This window comes from Sphaerisporangium perillae, assembly GCF_023276435.1.
Classification (GTDB): domain Bacteria; phylum Actinomycetota; class Actinomycetes; order Streptosporangiales; family Streptosporangiaceae; genus Sphaerisporangium; species Sphaerisporangium perillae.
The window spans coordinates 15,611-33,536 of the sequence record NZ_JALLPO010000008.1 but is presented as its reverse complement, the minus strand read 5'-3'; the positions used below and the strand labels follow the sequence as shown (position 1 = coordinate 33,536).

The 17,926-nt window shown below is 70.8% G+C and carries 15 protein-coding genes; 13 read left to right on the top strand and 2 right to left on the bottom strand.

The window, feature by feature from the left end; genetic code table 11:
• Positions 1 to 39 precede the first annotated feature (39 nt).
• The 9 genes from MYF83_RS09580 (at position 40) to MYF83_RS09540 (ending at position 10,711) form a co-directional block, all read left to right on the top strand.
• The gene (locus tag MYF83_RS09580; protein ID WP_248959878.1) at positions 40 to 969 is read left to right on the top strand and encodes an NAD-dependent epimerase/dehydratase family protein; all 930 of its coding nucleotides are present in this window, start codon (positions 40 to 42) and stop codon (positions 967 to 969) included.
• A gap of 139 nt (positions 970 to 1,108) precedes the next feature.
• Entirely contained in the window at positions 1,109 to 2,284 is a 1,176-nt protein-coding gene (locus MYF83_RS09575; RefSeq protein ID WP_248959877.1) for a cytochrome P450, read from the top strand.
• A gap of 291 nt (positions 2,285 to 2,575) precedes the next feature.
• Positions 2,576 to 3,208 carry an LCP family protein gene (locus MYF83_RS09570; protein ID WP_248959876.1) on the top strand — a complete coding sequence of 211 codons (633 nt, stop codon included), beginning with the start codon at positions 2,576 to 2,578 and terminating at the stop codon, positions 3,206 to 3,208.
• Between the two features lie 53 nt (positions 3,209 to 3,261).
• Entirely contained in the window at positions 3,262 to 5,583 is a 2,322-nt protein-coding gene (locus MYF83_RS09565; protein WP_248959875.1) for a glycoside hydrolase family 95 protein, read from the top strand.
• 150 nt (positions 5,584 to 5,733) lie between these two features.
• Positions 5,734 to 6,798, top strand: coding sequence for an ABC transporter substrate-binding protein (locus MYF83_RS09560; RefSeq protein ID WP_248959874.1), 1,065 nt, complete (start codon positions 5,734 to 5,736; stop codon positions 6,796 to 6,798).
• Between the two features lie 106 nt (positions 6,799 to 6,904).
• A complete protein-coding gene (locus MYF83_RS09555; protein WP_248959873.1) occupies positions 6,905 to 7,735 on the top strand; it encodes an ABC transporter ATP-binding protein in 831 nt (276 codons plus the stop codon).
• Between the two features lie 9 nt (positions 7,736 to 7,744).
• On the top strand, positions 7,745 to 8,602 hold the full coding sequence (locus MYF83_RS09550) for an ABC transporter permease (RefSeq protein ID WP_248959872.1): 858 nt from the start codon (positions 7,745 to 7,747) through the stop codon (positions 8,600 to 8,602).
• Positions 8,602 to 8,997: an RrF2 family transcriptional regulator gene (locus MYF83_RS09545; RefSeq protein WP_248959871.1), complete on the top strand. Its 396-nt coding sequence runs from the start codon at positions 8,602 to 8,604 to the stop codon at positions 8,995 to 8,997. The genes MYF83_RS09550 and MYF83_RS09545 overlap by 1 nt, the downstream gene beginning before the upstream one ends.
• A 187-nt stretch (positions 8,998 to 9,184) precedes the next feature.
• A complete protein-coding gene (locus tag MYF83_RS09540) occupies positions 9,185 to 10,711 on the top strand; it encodes a serine/threonine-protein kinase (protein ID WP_248959870.1) in 1,527 nt (508 codons plus the stop codon).
• A gap of 105 nt (positions 10,712 to 10,816) precedes the next feature.
• Here MYF83_RS09540 and MYF83_RS09535 read toward each other — a convergent pair whose 3' ends face one another.
• Positions 10,817 to 12,751 carry an amino acid transporter gene (locus tag MYF83_RS09535; RefSeq protein WP_248959869.1) on the bottom strand — a complete coding sequence of 645 codons (1,935 nt, stop codon included), beginning with the start codon at positions 12,749 to 12,751 and terminating at the stop codon, positions 10,817 to 10,819.
• Positions 12,752 to 13,048: 297 nt separating this feature from the next.
• Between MYF83_RS09535 and MYF83_RS09530 the strand changes: the two genes are divergently transcribed.
• Both MYF83_RS09530 and MYF83_RS09525 read left to right on the top strand, forming a co-directional pair.
• The gene (locus MYF83_RS09530; protein ID WP_248959868.1) at positions 13,049 to 14,005 is read left to right on the top strand and encodes an ATP-binding protein; all 957 of its coding nucleotides are present in this window, start codon (positions 13,049 to 13,051) and stop codon (positions 14,003 to 14,005) included.
• A gap of 183 nt (positions 14,006 to 14,188) precedes the next feature.
• Entirely contained in the window at positions 14,189 to 14,575 is a 387-nt protein-coding gene (locus MYF83_RS09525) for an SCO5389 family protein (protein ID WP_248959867.1), read from the top strand.
• Between the two features lie 48 nt (positions 14,576 to 14,623).
• Here the strand turns inward: MYF83_RS09525 and MYF83_RS09520 are convergent, their stop codons facing one another.
• Positions 14,624 to 15,565 (bottom strand): LysR family transcriptional regulator, encoded by a 942-nt coding sequence (locus MYF83_RS09520; RefSeq protein WP_248959866.1) that lies wholly within the window; start codon positions 15,563 to 15,565, stop codon positions 14,624 to 14,626.
• A gap of 97 nt (positions 15,566 to 15,662) precedes the next feature.
• On the opposite strand from MYF83_RS09520, the gene MYF83_RS09515 reads away from it, so the two are divergent.
• Positions 15,663 to 16,937, top strand: coding sequence for a pyridoxal phosphate-dependent aminotransferase (locus MYF83_RS09515; RefSeq protein ID WP_248959865.1), 1,275 nt, complete (start codon positions 15,663 to 15,665; stop codon positions 16,935 to 16,937).
• Between the two features lie 163 nt (positions 16,938 to 17,100).
• Complete coding sequence (locus MYF83_RS09510; protein ID WP_248959864.1) at positions 17,101 to 17,745, top strand: GNAT family N-acetyltransferase; 645 nt, start codon at positions 17,101 to 17,103, stop codon at positions 17,743 to 17,745.
• Positions 17,746 to 17,926 lie beyond the last annotated feature (181 nt).

The following is a 17,926-nucleotide window of genomic DNA, read 5'->3' as shown; positions in this document are numbered from 1 at the left end:
GGGAGCGGCGATGGGGCGTGTCGAGACGGCGGTGGCGCGGTGAGAGTGGCGGTGACGGGAGCGTCGGGGTTCGTCGGCGGCGCGGTCTGCCGGGCCGCGGCGGCACAGGGCTGGGAGGTCCACGCCTTCGGCCGCCGGCCGGCAACGGCCCTCGCCGCTCGCGACGGCGGCGCCGTGTCGTACCGCTCGTGGGACATCACCGGGCCGGTGCCGGGTGACCTGCCCGAGGTGGACGCGGTGGTGCACTGCGCGGGCAGCGTGACCGACTGGGGGCCGAAACGGGAGATCATCGAGGTCAACGTGGGCGGCACGGCACAGGTGCGGCGGGCCTTCCCCGCCGCCCGGTTCGTCCACGTCAGCACCGCGAGCGTGTACGACCCGTTCCGCCCGACCGTGATGGCGCGCGAGCACGAGTACCGGGCCGGGCGGTACGTCAACGCCTACGGCGAGTCGAAGGCGCTGGCCGAGCTCGTGGTCAGGGACACGGCGGTGATCCTGCGGCCGCACGCCGTGTACGGCGAAGGGGACCCGACGCTGCTGCCCAGGGTTCTCGGCGCGGTGCGAGGGCGGCGCCTGTACGCCGTCGGCGACGGACGTCAGCGGATCAGCCTGACCTCCGTCGGCAACCTGGCACAGGCCTGCCTGCTGGCCGCGGCGGGCCCGATGGCGACGGGCGTGTTCAACGTGACGGACGCCGAACCGATCGTCCTGGACGACGCGCTCCGCGCGATCCTCGCGGAGAGGGGGATCGACGCGCGGCCGTACTACTTGCCCGCCGCGCTGGTGGGGCCGCTGGCGGGCATCGCCGAGGCGGCCTATCGCGCGTCCGGACGGCCTCGCCCGCCGCGTCTCACCCGGTACGCGGTCGGTCATCTCGCCGTGGAGCGCACGCTTGACATCACCGCGGCGCGGGAACGCCTTGGCTACCATCCTTTGCCGACGTCCTTCCGCGGGGCGTCGGCCTGGTGACCCTCCCTCGTCTACTCCGCAGAGTCACTATCTGTCGCGACAAGTCTTGACAATGGGCATTGCGGGAACGCGGCCCGGATGCGACGGTCGAGGTGACCGTTCGCAATGGGGATGCGAACCGACGAGAGGGGCGACCATCGTGTCCGATCTCCCCCAGATGCCGTTTCCGCGACATCACAGCCTCGACGTGCCGCCGGAGTACCGCGAGCTTCGCCGGAATGCGCCCATCACGCGGGTACGCACCCCGGCCGGCGACGAGGCATGGCTGGTCACCGGCTATGAGGAGGTCCGGCGGATGTTCGCCGACGACCGACTCGGCCGCTCGCACCCCGACCCCGCCTCGGCGCCGCGGGTGTCCGGCTCGGTGCTCCTCGGCGGCCCGATGGGCGACTACGCGACCGAGAAGGACCAGCACCAGAGGATGCGCAAGCTCCTCGCGCCCGCTTTCTCCGCCCGCCGGATGAACGCCCTGGCAGATCACGTGCGGGAGCTGGTGAGCGGCCTCCTCGACGAGATGGCCGGGAAGACCCCGCCGGTCGACCTGCACGAGCACTTCTCCTTCCCGCTTCCCGTGCTGGTCATCTGCGAGCTGCTCGGCGTGCCGTTCGAGGACCGCCACCACTTCCGCAGGCTGTCGGACGGCATGTCACGCACGACGGACATGGCGGCGTCGATGACGGCGATGGAGGAGCTCAGCGGCTACATCCTCGAGCTGGTGCGCCGCAAGCGCAGCCGGCCGGCCGAGGATGTGCTCTCCGACCTCGCGCACATGGACGCGGACGACTCGGAGATCGCCCGGCTCGGGGCGGGCCTGCTGTTCGCCGGGCACGAGACCACGGTCAACCGCATCGACTACGGCGTCGTGTTCCTGCTCCGCGACCTCGCGCTGCGCGACGCGCTGGCGGCGGACCCATCCCTCGCGCCGGGCGTGGTGGAGGAGATCCTGCGCATGGCCTCGCCGTCCGACCACGGCCTGGTCCGGTACGCCAAGAGCGACATCGAGGTCGGCGACGTGACGATCCGGGCCGGCGAGGCGGTGGTCATCGTGCCCGCGGCGGCGAACCGCGACGAGAGCGTCTTCCCCGAGCCGGACGTGTTCGACATGCACCGCGACAACGCCGATCCCCATGTCGCCTTCGGGTACGCCCAGCACCACTGCGTCGGGGCGAACCTCGCCCGCGTCGAACTGCGGGAGGTCTTCGGCACCCTGTTCCAGAGGTTCCCGAAGATGGAGCTGACGGTGGCCCCGGAGGCGCTGCCCGTCCGGACCGGCCGCCTGGCCGGCGGCTTCCTCGAGGTCCCCGTCACCTGGTGACCTCGCCCGGCCCGCGTGCCGGCGGCCGAGCACGGCCTCCCGGCGGCCCGCGGGCCGTCCGTCGCCGGCTGCGTCCCCGGTGTGTCGCGGCCCCGGGGGAACACGCCCACGCGCGTCGTTACTAATCTGTTATCAGCTGGTACGGCGACAGTTCGGGGGCGTGGTGCCGATGAGAGCCGGACCGAGACCCGTGCGGCCGGGCGGGGCCCTGTGGTTCACCCTCGGGTCCGCCCTGGTGTGGGGGCTCGCCCACCTCCGTGCCGGACGGCGGGCCACCGGACTCGCGCTGATGTGGGTGTACGCCCTGCCGGCGGCATCCTCGGCATCCCGATCGACTACTACGTGATGGCCGACATGAGGGGCTTCGCGCGGATCATCGACGCGACGGGCGGGGTCACGGTCACCATCAAGCAGGACATCCCGTACGGCCTGCGCGGCGGTGTCCTGCGGGCGGGCACCCGGAGGCTGAGCGGCGCGGAGGCGCTCTGGTTCGGCCGCTCCCGGTCCGACGGTGACGACTATGTGCGCATGGGCCGGCAGAAATGCCTGCTCGACGCGGTCGCCAAGCAGGCCGACCCGATGACGGTGCTCAGGAGCTTCGAACAGGTCGCCGATGCGGCAAAGCACTACATATCCACTGATATCCCCCAAGAATCGCTTCCAGCATTCATCTCCGTTTCCAGGAAGATAAAGGACGCCCGCCTAGAAAGCGTCCAGTTCGTCCCGCCGCTCATCGACACCACCGCCCCGGACTGGCGGCTGATCAGGGAGAAGGTGGCGGAGGCGACCGGCGCGCCGAAGCACGGCCAAGCCGATGACGAGCGAGAAGGGTCCCACCACCAGGGCTCGCGTTCCTCCGCGTCGTCGGCCACCACCTCATCCCCCTCCACGCGACAAACGTCACTTAACGCATCTTGTAACTGATTCTGATGCGCCCCGTTAGGATTCGGTCTGATCACCATGCTGATCGGGGAGACATGCTGAGCCTGTGGTACGACCGCCCCGCGGACGGGCCGGATGAGCACGACGCGTGGGAACGACAGGCGTTGCCGATCGGCAACGGCAGGCTCGGCGCCATGATCTTCGGACGGCTCGGGACCGAGCGGGTCGCACTGAACGAGAGCACCCTGTGGACCGGCGGGCCCGGATCGAAGGACGCCGGGCCCGGCGGGTACCGGTCCGGCGACTGGCCCGCTCCCCGGCCGGGCGTCCTCGCCGAGGTCAGGCGGCGCATCGCCCAGGACGGCCGCGTCGAGCCGCGCGAGGCGGCGGAGCTGCTCGGCAACGTCGCGGGCATGGACGGTCACATCCCCGGGTTCGGCGCCTACCAGCCCTTCGGCGACCTCCTGCTCGACATCGGAAGCGACGGCACGCCGGGGCGGGACGTCTCGGACTACCGGCGGGAGCTGGACCTGGCCACGGCGATCGCGACCGTGCGCCACACGGCGGGCGGGGTCCGCTTCACCCGCGAGCACTTCGCCAGCAACCCCGCGCAGGTGGTGGTCGTACGCCTGTCCGCCGACCGCCCGGGCCTGATCTCCCTCACGGCACGGCTGGCCGCCGGTCCGCTGACCTCGCCGGAGTACGGCGTGGCTCAGGGCCGCCTGACGGTCCGTGGAACGCTGCACGACAACGGGCTCCGCTACGAGGGCCAGGTCCAGGTGACCGCCGAAGGCGGCAGCCGCACGGACGAGGCCGGGGCGGTGGCCGTCCGCGGCGCCGACGCGGTGACGCTGGTCTTCTCGGCGGGCACCGACTACGCCGGCGCGCACCCGCACTACCGGGGCCCGGACCCGCGCGAGCCGGTCACCTCGCGGGTGGACCGCGCGTGCGCCCGAGGCTACGCCGAGCTCCGCGCCGAGCACGTCGCCGACCACCGGCGGCTCTTCGACCGCGTAAAGCTCGATATAGGCGGAAACGTTCCGGAAGAAACGCCGGTACCGACGGACCGGGCGCTGACGGCGTACGGCGAGGGCGGCCCCGGCGACCGGGCGCTGGAGACGCTGCTGTTCGCCTACGGGCGCTACCTGCTGATCGCGTCGTCGCGGCCGGACTCGCCGCTGCCGGCCAACCTGCAGGGCGTGTGGAACGACAGCCCCACCCCGCCGTGGGACTGCGACTGGCACACCAACATCAACGTCCAGATGAACTACTGGCCGGCCGAGGTCACCGCGCTCGATGAGTGCGTCCGGCCGCTGCTGAGATTCGTCGACGGGCTGCGGGCGCCGGGCAGGGGCACCGCCCAGACCATGTTCGGCGCGTCAGGCTGGGTGGTCCACTCCAACACCAACCCGTTCGGGTTCACCGGCGTGCACGACTGGCCGACCGCCTTCTGGTTCCCCGAGGCGGCCGCCTGGCTCTCCCAGCACGTCTACGAGCGCTACCTGTTCGGCTGCGACGCCGGCTACCTGCGCGATCAGGCGTATCCGCTGCTCAGGGAGACGGCGGAGTTCTGGCTGGACAACCTGGCCGAGGACGGCGGCCTGGTCGTCTCCCCGAGCCACTCGCCCGAGCACGGGCCCTTCTCCGCCGGTGCGGCGATCTCGCAACAGATCGTGTGGGACCTGCTGGCCAACACCGTCGAGGCCGCGGAGTCCCTCGGCCTCGACCCGGGCTACCGCATCCTGAAGGCCCTCGGGGAGCTGGACGAGGGCCTGCGCGTCGGGTCGTTCGGGCAGCTGCAGGAGTGGCGCGAGGACTGGGACGATCCCGAAGACACCCACCGGCACGTCTCGCAGCTCTTCGCTCTGCACCCGGGCCGCCGCATCCGTCCGTGCACCGAGTACGGTGAGGCCGCGCGGGTCACGCTGGACCATCGCGGGGACGGGGGGACCGGCTGGAGCAGGGCCTGGAAGATCAATTTCTGGGCTCGCCTGCTCGACGGGGACCGGGCGCACCACCTGCTCGGCGAGCAGATCAGGCTCAGCACGCATCCCAACCTGTGGAGCACGCATCCGCCGTTCCAGATCGACGGCAACCTCGGCACGACGGCCGGGATCGCCGAGATGCTGCTGCAGAGCCACGCCGGAGTGATCGACGTGCTGCCCGCGCTGCCGTCCGCCTGGCCGTGCGGCTCGTTCGACGGACTGCGCGCCCGCGGCGGCCACACGGTGGGCACGACCTGGCGGGACGGCGCGCCGGTCGAGGTGCGGCTGGTCGCCGGCCACGACGGGGAGGTACGGCTGCGCCATCCCGCGTTCCTCAACGGGTGCCGCGCGGACGTCCCCTGCGTCGTCGAGGACGACACCGCCGCCTTCCAGGCGGGCGCCGACCGGTCGTACCGCATCACGCTCGGCTGAGAACGCCCCGCCTCTCCGGCCGAGGCGTCGTTTCGAGGGACACGAACCGGTAACGACGCGTGCCCATGCCATCACCCCCGCTTGACACAACGCTTCGAATATCGTCTTATACACCTAACCGACTTATTAAGTAGGAATTAGGGAGTGTCCATGACGGTTCGCAGGCTACGAGGGATGGCGGCAGTATCGGCCGCGGTCGCGGTGACCGCCCTCGCGGCGGCCTGCGGAGGGGGCGGGGGGTCCTCCAGCGGCGGCGGCGACGGCGCGGCCAAGACCGAGGTACGCCTCGGCTTCTTTCCGAACATCACGCACGCCACGGCACTGGTCGGCATCAAGAAGGGCTTCTTCGCCAAGGCGCTCGGCAGCAACGTCACGCTGAAGACCGCCAGCTTCAACGCAGGCCCCGCGGCCACCGAGGCGATCTTCTCCGACGCCGTCGACGCCACCTACATCGGGCCCAACCCGGCCATCAACGCCTGGTCCAAGTCCAAGGGCCAGGCGATCAAGATCGTCGCAGGCGCGGCGTCCGGCGGCGTGTTCCTCGTCGTCAAGGACGGCATCAACAGCGTCGAGGACCTCAAGGGCAAGAAGATCGCGACCCCTCAGCTCGGCAACACCCAGGACGTCGCGGTCCGCTACTACCTTCAGGAGAAGGGCCTCAAGACCGACACCAAGGGCGGCGGCGACGTCTCGATCGTGCCGCAGGACAACGCCCAGACCCTGCAGACCTTCGCCACCGGCGACATCGACGGCGCCTGGGTCCCCGAACCCTTCGCGAGCCGGCTGGTGACGGAGAGCAAGGGCAAGATCCTCCTCAACGAGGCCGACCTCTGGCCGAACAAGCAGTTCGTGATCACGCACCTCATCGTCAGGCAGCAGTTCCTCAAGGAGCACCCTGACCTGGTCAAGAAGCTGATCGAGGCCCACGTCGAGTCCAACGCCTACATCCAGTCCGACCCCGCGGGCGCCAAGGAGGCGATCAACGCCGAGCTCCAGGACCTGTCCGGCAAGCCGCTCAAGCAGGAAGTCCTGGACAGCGCGTTCAAGAACATCACCTTCACCAACGACCCGATCGCGTCCTCGCTGGTGGGCAGCGCGGACCACGCCCAGAAGATCGGGCTGCTGGACCCGGTGGACCTGAACGGCATCTACGACCTCACGATCCTCAACGAGGTGCTGGCCGCCAAGGGCCAGCAGGCGGTGAGTGACAAGTGAGCGCGCACCCCACCCCGATCAGGCACCGCTCGACCGAAGACATCGGACAAGAGCCGACACGGCGCTCGCGGCCACGGACCGGCCGGACGCCGGGTGAGGAGATGAAGTGACGGCTCCGACTCAGGAGCTGCGCCCCAGCCGGGCCGACGGGCATGAGCCCGCGGTCCGGCTGGACGCGGTTTCCAAGGTGTACGGCAGGGAGCTCCTGGCCCTCGACCGTGTGACGCTGTCGGTGGACAGGGGCGAGTTCGTCTGCCTGCTCGGCGCGTCCGGCTGCGGCAAGAGCACGATGCTCAATCTCGTCGCGGGGCTCGACCACGCCACCGCCGGCGAGATCGACACCGGCGCCGGGCGCATCGCGATGATGTTCCAGGAGCCCGCGCTGTTCCCATGGCTCACGGTCTCCGCCAACATCGAGCTGGCGCTCCGGGTGACCAGCTCGGCCAAGAGCACGACCAGGAGGGAACGCCGCGAGCGGGCGGCGGAGCTGCTGGAGATGGTCCACCTGGGCGGCCTGGGCGCCAAGCGCCCGCACGAGCTCTCCGGCGGCATGCGCCAGCGGGTCGCGCTCGCCAGAGCTCTCGCCCAGGACGCCGACGTGCTGCTCATGGACGAGCCCTTCGGCGCCCTGGACGCCATGACCCGTGACCTGCTCCACGACGAGCTGGAACGGATCTGGCGGGAGCGCGAGCTGTCCGTGCTGTTCGTGACCCACAACGTGCGCGAGGCCGTACGTCTCGGCGACCGGGTCGTCCTGCTGAGCAGCAGGCCCGGCACGGTGATCGAGGAGTACCCGATCACCCTGCCCCGCCCCCGCCGTACGGACTCCGGGGAGGTGGCCGGGCTGGCCTCCGCCATCACCGACAGGCTTCGCCAGGAGGTGCTGCGCCACGCCCAGCCGGCGCAGCGCCCAGGCGCGACCGGTACCGGGAAGTGAGGGATCACCATGACTGCTGATCTTTCCCAGCACATCGCCGGCCTGGACGCGCTGGAACTCTCCCACCGGGAGCGGCGGAGCGTCGCCGCGAGGATCTGGGCGCGAACCTGGCCGATGTTCTCGGCCATCCTCCTGGTCCTCGCGATCTGGGAGGTGGTGGTGCTCACCGGATGGCGTCCGGAGTACGTCTTCCCCGGTCCCGTCACCGTCCTCGGAGAGCTGTGGAACCGCCTCGGCGAGGCCGAGTTCTACGACGCCGTGGCGGTGACGATACGCCGCGCGATCACCGGATTCGCCATCGCGGTACTGGTGGGCCTGGTCATCGGCGCGGCCGTGTCCCGGGTCCGCCCGCTGCGTGCGGCGTTCGGGTCCCTGATCACCGGCCTGCAGACCATGCCGTCCATCGCGTGGTTCCCGCTGGCGATCCTGCTGTTCAAGCTGAGCGAGAGCGCGATCCTGTTCGTGGTGGTCCTCGGCGCGGCGCCGTCCATCGCCAACGGGCTGATCGCGGGCGTCGACTACACCCCACCGATCCTGCTGCGTGCCGGGCACATCCTCGGCCTGCGGCGCCTGGCGCTCTACCGGCACGTCATCCTGCCGGCCTCGCTGCCGTCGTTCCTGTCCGGCCTGAAGCAGGGCTGGGCGTTCGCGTGGCGGTCCCTGATGGCCGGAGAGCTTCTAGTGATCATCGCGCACCAGACGTCGATCGGCGAGCAGCTCGACAACGCCCGTGAACTGTCCGACGCGCCCGGCCTCATGGCGATGATGATCGTGATCCTCGTCATCGGCATCGTCGTGGACATGTGCTTCGGCGCGGCCGACAATGCTCTCCGGCGGCGCTGGGGGCTCGACCAGCGCGTCGGCTGATGCGGATCTCCGCGAGGACGCAGTACGCTCTGCGCGCCGCCGCGGAGCTCGCCGCCGCGCCCCCGGGCCCCGTGCCCGCCGAGCGCATCGCGAGCTCCCAGGACATTCCCCGCCGGTTCCTGGATAACATCCTGCTCCAGTTGCGGCGCGCGGGGATCATCGAGAGCCAGCGGGGCCCCGACGGGGGGTACTGGCTCGCGAGGCCGGCCACGGAGATCACGCTCGCCGACGTCATCCTGGTGATCGAGGGCGTCCCGTCCCACAGCGAGCGGTTCCCGGGGGTGGCCGGGCCGCTGGCCGAGGTGTGGTCGGCCCTGCGCACGTTCGAGAACGCGACCCTGACCGAGATCACCCTCGCCCACATCGCCGAAGGCTCCCTCCCGCCCCTGTCCTGACGGCGACGGATCCCTTCCGCACCGCGGCGGCCTGAGCCCGGACGTCCCTGCTCCAGCGTCCCGGCCGGCCGGGCGGGTCCGCCACGCAGGCGGGGGCGCGGCCGTTGGAGCGCGCTAACGGCGGCAACTGTGGAAGACTTCCCATCTGCTGACTTCTCGCTCTATCGCCCGCGAAGGGGCATTTTGGATGGGAACTCCTGGGCAACTGGTGGTGAAGCGGTACCGGCTGGTGCGAGCACTGGGTCAGGGCGGCATGGGCATGGTGTGGGAGGGGCACGACACGCTCCTCGACCGGCCGGTCGCCGTCAAGGAGGTCCTGGTCCCGCACCGGCTCGACTCCCGCCAGCGGCTCCAGATGCTCCACCGGACCTCCCGCGAGGCGCGCACGGCCGCGCGGCTCAACCATCGCACCATCGTGGCCGTCTACGACGTGGCCGAGGAGGACGGCCATCCCTGGATCATCATGGAGCTCGTCCCGTCACGCTCCCTGGACCGGGTGCTCGCCAGCGAGGGCCCGCTCTCGGTGCCCCGGGCCGCCACGATCGCGAGCGAGGTCCTGACGGCGCTGTCCGTCGCGCACACCGCCGGAGTGGTGCATCGCGACGTCAAGCCGGCGAACATCCTCATCGGGTACGACGGGCGGGTGGTGCTCAGCGACTTCGGCATCGCCACTTCCCTCGGCGACCCCTACGCCCAGCGCAGCGGCACGGTCGGATCGGCCGGGTTCGTCGCGCCGGAACGCCTCGACGGAGTCCCCGCGGCCCCCGAGGGTGACCTCTGGTCGCTGGGCGCGACGCTTTTCGCCACCGTCGTCGGCAGGCCGCCCTTCGAGAACGCCCTCGGACCGCTGGCCTCGCTCCTCACCCAGGACGCCGAGCTGGACAGGGTGCCCGACGAGCTGCGCCCGGCCCTCTCCGGCCTGCTCGCCAAGGATCCCGCCAGGCGGATGAGCGCCTCGGAGGCCAAGCGCCTGCTCGAACCGCTCCGGTCCCCGGACGCCGCGCCGGCTCCGGCCGGGCATGGAGGCGCCGGCCGGACGAAGCTGCTGGCCGGCGTGACGGCGGCCGTGGTGATCGCCGGTGCCATCGGCGGCTGGGCCGTCCTGCGGCCGTCCGAGACGGCGAGCGCCGATCCGGCCCGCGCCTCCGCCACTGGCGCTCCCACGGCGAGCGCGCTCGCGGGCGGTCCCACCGCGAGCGCTTCGCCCGCTCCGAGCCGGTTGCCGCTGAAGTGGTACAACGCCGAGCGCGGCTGGAGGGCCGCGGTGCCGCGAGGCTGGCGGCTCACCATCCAGGAGGACTACTTCACCTGGGCGGCCCCCACGGGCACCGCCTACTTCGGGGTGGAGGTCATCGACGCGCGTGGGAGGGACCCGCTGGACCTGCTGCGGGAGGTCGAGGCGTCCCTGTCCACGTCGGTCAGGAAGTACCGCAGGATCCGCCTCGCCAAGGTGCCGGCCAAGCACGACGGCGCCACCGCCCCGGCGTCCGCGAAGCAACAGGTCGTGGCCGAGTGGGAGAGCACCTGGACCGGCCCGGGCTACCACTCGTGGGCCGTCAAGGGCGTCCACTACCACGAGATCCAGCGGATGATCGTGACCGGCGACCAGATCAGCGTCCTGGACTGGACGACGACCCGGACGGAGTGGCCCCGCCTCAGGCCCACCATGGACGCCATCGTCAAGTACTACCGTCCCCCGGGCCGCCGCGCCTGACCCGCGCACCGGCCCGGCACCGCCGAACCCGCGACCGGCCCGGCACCGGCGAGGGGATGTGCGGGAGGGCGGGATCAGCCGGCGTGGACGGGCCGGAGCGCCGGATCAGCCGACGTGGACGGGCGGGCGGCGGGTGTCGTCGGGCTCGGCCTGGCGGAGCACCTCGCGGGTGAGGGGCGCGACGTCGCCGCCGCCGAAGACCAGGTAGCGCAGGAGCGCGGCGATCGGGTTGCCCTCCGACCAGTGGAAGTAGACGTGCGGGAGCTTGCCCGTCTCGTCACGGATGTGCAGCAGCACGGCCGCGATCGCGTTCGGCACCGTCGAGCCCGTCACCTGCAGGATCTTGTACCCGTGGCGCTCCTCGGCGCGTACCCGCAGCTCGGAGTGGAACTCCGAGGCGTCCTCGACGGTCACCTCGAGGAAGAGCAGGGGCTCGTCGTCGGGTAGGTGGTGGTTGCGCCGGGTCTCGTGGTCCTTTTCGGCGTACTCTCGCTCGTCCCGGGCGTCGGGCTCGTTGGCGATGAGGCGGATCTTGCCGGGCACCTCGAGCAGGCTCTTCGCCTGCTCGTCCAGCTCGATGGCGCTGACGCGCAGCTCGGTGGAGCGCGTGGCCCGGGAGATGAGCGAGGTGACCACGATGGCGACGACGAAGAAGAACGCGATCTTCAAGCCGTCGGGCCGCTCGATGATGTTGGCGATCGCGGTGTAGGCGAGGATCAGCGCGACCACGCCGAAGCCGATGGTCCTGCCGCGCCGGCGCTTCTGCCAGGAGGACAGCGTCACCGCGACCGCCGCGGAGAGGATCAGCGCCAGGACGCCGGTGGCGTACGCGCCGCCCTGCTCCTCGACGCCCGCGTTGAAGAAGATCGTGATGGCGAAGGCGATGGCCGTGAACACCAGCACGAGCGGACGGACGGCCCGGGTCCAGTCGGGGGCCATGCCGTAGCGGGGAAGGTAGCGCGGCACGATGTTGAGCAGCCCCGCCATGGCCGACGCGCCGGCGAACCAGAGGATGGCCATCGTGCTCAGGTCGTAGACCGTGCCGAACAGGTCGCCGAGGTAGGTGTGGGCGAGGTAGGCGAGGGCGCGCCCGCTGGCCTTGCCACCCTCCTCGAACTCCGCGGCCGGGATGAGCACGCTGGTCGCGAAGCTGCTGGCGATCAGGAAGACGCTCATGATCAGCGCGGCGGTGGTGAGCAGCAGCCGGGTGCCCTTGATGCGCTGTGCCAGGTCGCCCTTCACCAGTGGCATCACCGCGACGCCCGTCTCGAACCCCGACAGGCCGAGCGCGAGCTTGGGCATCACGAACAGCGAGACGCCGATCATGGCGAGCGGCCCTGGATGCTCGGTGAGGAGCGTCTGCCGCCAGTCGCCCACCATGGCGGGATGCGCGATCGCCTGCGCGACGGCGGTGACCACGACGACGACGTTGAGCAGGAGATACACCGCGACGAGCACGACGGCCAGGCCGATGGCCTCGCTGAAGCCGCCCAGGAACACCACGCCCAGCAGGGCGATGAGCAGCAGGGTGATCGGGACCTTCCATCCCTCGAAGAAGTCGGGGACGAAGGGGTTCTGCAGGAGGTGGGCCGTCGCGTCGGCCGCCGAGAGGGTGATCGTGACGACGAACGCCGTGGCGACGAACCCGAGCAGGAACAGGACCAGCAGCTTGCCCCGCCACCCGGGCAGGAGCCCTTCGAGCATGGAGAGCGACCCCAGGCCGTTGGGGCTCTCGGCGGCCACCGCCCGGTAGGTCGGCAGGGCGCCGAACAGCGTGAGCGCGACGAGCAGCAACGTCGCGATGGGCGACAGCGAGCCGGCGGCCAGCGCGGCGATGCCGGGCTGGTAGCCGAGGGTCGAGAAGTAGTCGACGCCGGTGAGGCACATGACCTGCCACCAGCGGTGCTGCTCGTGCGGCGCGGGCTCTGCGTGGTGGCCGACGGACTTGCGGTCGGACCGGAGGAGGCCGTGTAGCAGCCACGCGCGCAGCTTGTCGTCGGCGCGCTCTGCGGACGCCGGCGGAGTCGATGTGGCCGCCACCCGTGTCACCCCCTTGTACATGCGTAGGACGACAGGAACCCTACTCAACCGGCGGGGCGCGCGGTGCCCAATCCGCCTGCCTGTGGACGAACGAGACCATTAATCGCCCTTACGTGGACAGACGGGACCAGCTGCCACCCGCCTGCGGACAGAGGAAACCCTCAACCACCCGCTGTGACAGAGGGTGTTCGCACGAGGTCATGACTTGGTGAAGGCCGGTGATCGGGGCCGGGGCTCGTGGCATGATGTGGCCTCCGGTACTTGCAATGGTTTTCATAATCAGATTGGATCCCGTCTATGAGAGTCGCCTTCGTCGGCAAGGGCGGCAGCGGCAAGACCACGCTGTCGTCCCTGTTCGCCAGATACGCCGCGCGGCAGGGCGGTCCGGTGGTCGCTATCGACGCCGACATCAACCAGCACCTGGGGCTGGTTCTCGGGCTCGACCCGTCGGCCCTGCCCGAGCCGCTGGGCGCCCACATCGGCGAGATCAAGGAGTACCTCCGCGGGGACAACCCGCTGATCGCCTCCGCCGCCTCCATGGTCAAGACGACTCCGCCCGGCCGGGGGTCACGGCTCGTCGGGGTCGCCGACCCGTTCTTCACGGAGCGGTTCGCCACCCCCGTCCAGGGGTTCGACCTCATGGTCACCGGCCCCTTCAGCGAGGACGACCTGGGCGTCGCCTGCTACCACTCGAAGGTCGGTGCGGTCGAGCTGTTCCTCAACCACCTGGTCGACGGCCGCGACGAGCACGTCATCGTCGACATGACCGCGGGCGGCGACTCCTTCGCCTCCGGCATGTTCACCCGCTTCGACATGACCTTCCTGGTGGCCGAGCCCACCCGGCAGGGAGTCAGCGTCTACCGCCAGTACCGCGACCACGCCCGCGACTTCGACGTCCCCATCGCGGTGATCGGCAACAAGATCCACTCCGAGACCGATATCGCCTTCCTCAAGGAGCAGGTGGGCGACGACCTGCTGGTGTGCTTCGCGCACTCGCCGGCCGTCCGGGCCATGGAGCAGGGCCGCGCGTTCACCCTGGACGACCTGGAACCGGCCAACCAGGAGGCGCTCGCGGTGCTCATGGGCCGCGTGGGCGCCCAGGAGAAGGACTGGGCGAAGTTCGGCCGCCAGACGATCGAGTTCCACATCCGCAACGCCAGGGCGTGGGCGAACCGCGCCACCGGCGAAGACCTCCTCGAGCAGATCGACCACGACTTCGTCTTCGGCGAGCGCCCCACGGTCGCGGCCGGATGACCGCGCGATCAGCGGACGACGCCCACGACGACCTGTGATGACCGCATGACGCGCCACGACGGCCACGTGCCCAGCACGGCGGCGGCCGGCCGCGCCTACGCGACTGTCCCCCTTCCGCCACCTGGAGCCCGCCCGGCGTGACGCCTAACGTCGGATTCGTCCCTCTGGAGAGGAGAACCCAGCATGTCGCTGACCGTTCCGAACGAGCTCATCGACCAGGCCCGCGCCGGCGATGTCGACGACGAGGCGTTCCTTGCCTGCGTCCGTGACTCCCTGCCCTACGCGTGGTCGCTGATCACCGGGCTGGTCCGGCAACGCGAGGAGAGCGCCGCCGAGTTCGCCGACAACCACACGCCGCCGCCGGACGAGGCCGCTCGCGGCCAGCTCCTGCGATGCATGGCCAGCGACGCGATGCGTGGCGCGCTGGAGCGTCACTTCGGCGTGCGACTCGCCTTCCAGAACTGCCACCGCGTCGCCGTCTTCGACCCTGCCGCCGAGAAGGCGCACGCGGAGTTCGTCACCGCTCGCGCCCAGATCCTGAACCAGCAGCCCGACCTCGTCGACTGCTGACAGGCCCGACCCGACGCCGCGTCCGGTTCACCGCCGCTCCCACCCGGGTCACTCGGCGGAGAACCGGACCGGTGCGAGGTCGGCGGAGAGATAGCGAGCCGCCACGTGCAACGCCCGCAGCGTGGCCGCGACCGAGGGGCGGTTCACGCTCGACGACCTGACGACGGCCTTCACCTCCCGGCTGACCGGCTCGCCGGGGAACTCCCGCACGGCGACGCCGCGCACGCCCGCGGCCAGCGCGAGCGCGGGCACGGCCGCGATGCCGATGCCTTTGGCGACCAGGCTGAGGATGGTGCCGAGCCCTTCGAACTCCCAGGGCACGGGATGGGCGCCCCCGACGTCCGCGAGCAGCCTGTCCACGGCCAGCCGGGACGGCTCGCCGTCCGGGGTCGCCATCCACGACTCGTCGCGCAGGGCCCACATGTCCACCGGGACCGACGGGTCGGCCATCGGGTGCCGGCGCGGCACGACGAGCACGATGGGATCCTGCAGGAGCGGGTAGACGCGCAGCGCGTCGTCGCCGCGGACGCGCACGCCCCCGTACCAGTCGTCCACGAGGGCGATGTCCACCGCACCCGACTGCACCTCGCGCATGCCGCGACCGGAGCGGCTCTGCCGTAGCCGCAGGGACAGTGATGTGTGACGGCGCAGTGACCTGGCGAGGACGGGCGCGAACGCGACTGCGGCCGTGGGGAAGGCCGTCACCACGACGCGGCCCGACGGCGTCGCGGCGTGGGCGGACAGGTCCGATTCGGCGGCCTCCACCATGGCGAGAATGCGCTGGGCGTGCTCGACCAGCCGATGCCCGGCCTCGGTGAGTTCCGCGCTGCGCGAAGTACGGTCCAGTAGAACCGAGCCTGCCTCGCGTTCAAGGGCCGCCAGCTGCTGGGAGACCGCCGAGGCGCTGTAGCCGAGCGCGGTCGCGGTCGCGGCGATACTCCCTCTGCGGGCGAACTCGCAGAGTAAAGCCAGCCGCCGCAGGTCGAGCATCAGATCTCCTTACGGTGACCACCGAAAAGCCTCGCTTGTACTGATGGGTGTACCCCCGCAAGCTGGGCAGGTCCCCCAGTACTAGGAGGTTATGACCATGAACGTCACACTTTCGGCCACCCTGGCCGCTAATGAGGACATTGCCCGAAGACGCCGCGCCGGGGAACGGATACTGAACCTCGCCTTCGGCGAGGCAGGGCTTCCCGTCCACCCGGCGCTGCGCGAGCGCCTCGCGGAGGCGTCAGGAGAGAACGGCTACGGCCCCGTCGCGGGCTCCGCCCACCTCCGTGAGGCGGCGGCCGGCTACTGGGCGCGGCGCGGACTGCCCACCGACCCCGACATGGTCGTCTGCGGCCCCGGCAGCAAGCCGCTTTTGTACGCGCTGCTGCTGGTGGTGGCCGGCGACATCGTGCTGCCGATGCCGAGCTGGGTCAGCTACGCCGCCCAGGCCGGCCTCGCCGGCGTCAACCCGATCATGGTTCCCGCGCCCCCCGGCGAGGGGGGGACGCCGGACCCGGACCAGGTGACCGGAGCGGTCCTGCACGCCCGCGCCCAGGGACGTACGGTCGGCTCGATCATGGTGACGCTGCCGGACAACCCGACCGGCAGGCTCGCGACGCCGGAGACCATCAGGCGCCTGGTCCAGGTCGCCCGCGACCTCGACCTGACGATCATCTCCGACGAGATCTACCGGGACCTGGTCCACGACCCCGGCGCGCCCTTCCTGAGCCCGGCCGACATCGCGCCCGAGCGCACCATCGTCACCAGCGGCCTGAGCAAGAGCCTGGCGCTCGGCGGGTGGCGGATCGGAGTGGCACGGCTGACCTCGCACGCGCTCCGGGACCGGCTCCTCGCCGTGGCGTCCGAGATCTGGTCCAGCCCGGCCGCCCCCGTCCAGCACGCCGCGGCGTACGCCTACACCGAGCCGCCGGAGCTCGTCGAGCGCGTGACCGCGAGCAGGAGGCTGCACGGCGTCGTGGCACGGGCGGTGGCCGACCGATTCGCGAGGGCGGGCGCCGGCGTGGCGTCACCGCAGGGCGGCTTCTACCTCTATCCCGACCTCGCGCCGCTCCGGCGGTTCGCCACCTCGGCCGAGGTGGCCTCGGCACTGCTCGAGCGGCACGGCGTGGGCGTGCTGCCCGGGACGGCCTTCGGTGACCTGCCCGGGAACCTGCGCGTCCGCGTGGCCACGAGCCTGCTGTACGGCGAGGACGAGGAGCAGCGGCTGGCGACGCTGGAGAGCCGCAGACCGCTGGATCTGCCATGGGTCGCCGCGTCGCTCGGGCACCTGGAAAAGGCCCTCGCGGCGTTCACCGAGACGAGGCGATTCGCCGCCTGGATCCCCGCCACGCTCGCTCCGGTGACCCCATGATCGAGATTACCGAACCTTTACCTTCGCGGCCGAGCGGGCCACCCCCGCAATCATGTCGCTGACCTGCGGTTTTATCGTCATGATCCCGGCTTTCCCGGACGCTCACCAAGATGTTCCATACGATTTGGTGCAGAGTCCGCCATAGAGACCCCATCATGTGCTCATGCCCGCTTTTGTCACCCTGTCTGGGCGCTCCGTGCGCCTGGAACCACTCAGCCTCGCGGTGGTCGACGACCTGGTCGCCGCGGCGAGTGAAGACCGCTCCACCTACGCCTTCACTCGGGTTCCCGCAAGCCGGGAAGAGATGACCTCGTACGTCGAGGCGGCTCTGGCTGAGCAGGCGGAGGGCCGCACCATGCCCTTCGCCATCCGGTGGCTGCACACCGACAGAATCGTCGGTGCCACCCGTCTCATGCACCTGGAGTACTGGCAGGGACCCTTGCCATGGCCTCCCGGCACGCGAGGCGTGGTGGGCGAGGTCCCGTCCGTGGCGGACATCGGTTACACCTGGCTGGCCGCATCGGCCCAGGGCACCAGCGTGAACCGCGAGAGCAAGTACCTGTTGCTCTCGCTCGCCTTCGAGACCTGGCAGGTCCACCGCATCACCCTCAAGGCCGACGTACGCAATCTGCGATCCCGGGCCGCCATCGAGGCCCTCGGCGCACACCTCGACGGTGTGCGGCGGGCGGAGAGCCGAGGCGCCGACGACACGGTCCGAGATACCGCGTACTACTCGATCCTGAGCACCGAATGGCCCGTGGTCCGAGAACGGATGCACGCGAGGCTCGGTCTCGTGGAAGCGGCGTGAGCTCCCTGTTCCTTCGATGAAACCCATGGAACACACAGCCCGCCCGGCGGCCTTCGCGGCCGCCGGGCGGGCTGTGTGTTTTCCCCCGCGGTTTCCCCCGTGTACTTCGAGGTTCCCCCGTGCTTCCGGGTTTCCCCGGCACTTCCCCCTGTACATCCGGGTCGCCCCGGCACTTCCCCAG